The organism is Streptomyces sp. FH025 (genome assembly GCF_017427025.1).
Lineage (GTDB): Bacteria > Actinomycetota > Actinomycetes > Streptomycetales > Streptomycetaceae > Kitasatospora.
In genome coordinates, this window is sequence record NZ_JAFLNG010000925.1 from 1 (window position 1) to 2,485 (window position 2,485).

General features: G+C 76.7%; 2 protein-coding genes and 1 pseudogene. All 3 read left to right on the top strand.

Features of this window, described 5'->3' with window-relative positions:
• On the top strand, nt 1–1,029 hold a 1,029-nt coding region (locus tag J0670_RS35725; protein ID WP_207816774.1), incomplete at its 5' end, for a non-ribosomal peptide synthetase.
• A 13-nt stretch (nt 1,030–1,042) separates the two neighbouring features.
• A pseudogene (locus J0670_RS35730) lies at nt 1,043–2,053 on the top strand (condensation domain-containing protein); the annotation flags it as partial.
• Between the two features lie 212 nt (nt 2,054–2,265).
• Nucleotides 2,266–2,485, top strand: a 220-nt coding sequence (locus J0670_RS39700) for an AMP-binding protein (protein ID WP_243437997.1), incomplete at its 3' end; no start/stop codon positions are given.

A 2,485-nucleotide genomic window follows, 5' to 3' on the forward strand; every position in this document is an offset into this window, starting at 1 on the left:
CCCGACCTCGTCGCCCGCTGGGCCCCGCACCACCGCATGGTCAACTCCTACGGCCCCACCGAGGCCACCGTCGTCGCCACCTGGTCCGCGCCGCTCGCCCTCGACGGCGCCGCGCCGCCGATCGGCCGCCCCCGGCCCGGCACCGGCGCCTACGTCCTCGACGCCCGGCTGCGCCCGGTGCCCGAGGGCGTCCCGGGCGAACTGTGGCTGAGCGGACCGGCCCTGGCCCGCGGTTACCTGGGCCGGCCCGGGCTGACCGCCGCCCGCTTCCTCGCCGACCCGTACGGGCCGCCCGGCACCCGGATGTACCGCACCGGTGACCTCGTACGCCGCGACCGCGGGGGCGAACTGCACTACCTGGGCCGCACCGACCACCAGCTCAAACTGCGCGGCCACCGCATCGAGGCGGGCGAGGTCGAGGCCGTCCTGGCCCGCCACCCGGCCGTGCTGGACGCCGTGGTGAGCGTCCGGGAGGACGAACCCGGGCTGCCCCGCCTCGTCGCCCACCTGCTGGCGGCCCCCGGCACCGAACCGCCGACCGGCGCCGAACTGCGCGCGCTGGCCGCCCGCTCGCTGCCCGGCCACATGGTCCCCTCGGCCTTCGCCGTCCTCGACCGCTTCCCGCTCACCGAGAGCGGCAAGACCGACCGCGCCGCGCTGCCCGCCCCCGCACCGGCCGAGGAGGAGCCCGCCGAGCGGGTCGCCCCCCGCACGCCCACCGAGGAGGCCGTCGCCGAGATCTGGACGGAGACCCTGCGGACGGCCGTGGGCGTCACCGACGACTTCTTCCAGCTGGGCGGCGACTCCATGCGGGCCCTGCTGATCGCCTCCCGGGCCAACGATGCCTTCGGCGTCACGCTCACCCCCCGCGACGTCCTGGTCTCCCGCACCGTGGCCGCCCTGGCGGACCTGGTCGAGGAGCAGGTGCTGAGCGAACTCGAGGCTGCCGCCGGTGGCCCCGACGAAGCGGCCTTCGACGGCCCCGACGAAGCCGCCGCCTCCGACGGCCCCGACGATGACGAACGGTGAGGATCCGACGACCATGACGCCTTCGAAGCGAGACCGCGCCGCGGCCCTGCCCGCCGACCTTCGCGAAGCGCTGCGGCTCCGGCTGGCCGGACGCTCCGGCGGCGCCGAGGCCGCCGCCGAGCGGGCCATCCCGCGCGCCGACCGCAGCGGCCCGCTGCCGCCCTCCTTCGCCCAGCAGCGCCTCTGGTTCCTGGACCGGCTGCGCCCCGGCGACCCCCGCTACAACAGCGCGATCGCCGTCCGCCTCACCGGGCCGCTGGACCGCACGGCGCTCGCCTCGGCGCTGGCCGCCGTCGTGGCGCGCCACGAGGGGCTGCGCACCGTCTTCGAGGAGACCGACGGCCGGCCGGTGCAGACCGTACGGCCCGCCGGGCCGGTGCCGCTGCCGCTGCGGGAGCCCGACGAGGCGCGGGACCTCGACGAGGCGCGGGACCTCGACGCGATCCTGCTCCAGGAGTACTCCCGCCCCTTCGACCTGAGCGAGGGGCCGCTGCTGCGCGCCCTGCTGGTGCGCGAGTCGGACACCTCGCACGTCCTCCAGCTGACCGCGCACCACATCGTCACCGACGGCTGGTCGATGGGCGTCGTCCTGGACGAACTGTGCACCGCCTACGAGGCCCTCGCCCGGGGCGCCGAACCGCGGCTGCCCGAGGTGGCCGCCCAGTACCCGGACTACGCGGTGTGGCAGCGCGAGCAGCTCTCCGGAGAGCGCCTGGACAGGCAACTGGCCCACTGGAAGGAGAAGTTGACCGGAGCCGAGGCGCCGGAGCTCCCGCTGGACCACCCCCGGCGCGGCGAGGAGGCCGGCCCCGGAGCCGTCCACACCTTCACCGTCCCCGCGCCGCTCACCGCCCGGCTGCGCGAGCTCGCCACCGAGCGGCACGGCACCCTGAACACCGCCCTGGTCGCCGCCGTCCAGGCGCTGCTGGCCCGCTGGTCGGGCCGGCAGGACGTCACCGTCGGCTCCCTGACGCCCGGGCGCACCCGCACCGAACTGGAACGGGCCGTCGGCTGCTTCGTCAACACCGTCGTCCTGCGCACCCGGGTGGAGCCCACCGACTCCTTCCGCACCCTGCTGGCGGCCTGCCGCTGCTCTCGGCCCGCGAGACCCGGCAGGTCACCTCCGACTGGAACGCCACCGCACTGCCCGTCGAGGAGACCACCTACCCCGAGCTGTTCCGGCGCCGGGCCGCCCTCACCCCTGAGGCCCCGGCCCTGCTCGCGGGGGACGAGCAACTGGACTACGCCGCCCTCGACGCCCGCGCCGAGCGGCTCGCCCACCGGCTCACCGCCCTCGGCGCCGGACCCGAACGGCTGGTCGCGCTGCGGCTGCCGCGCACCGCCGACCTGGTCGTGGCGATCCTCGCCGTCTGGAAGACCGGCGCCGGCTACCTGCCGCTGGACCAGGCGCTGCCCGACGAACGCGTCCGCTACCTGCTGGAGGACGCCCGCCCGG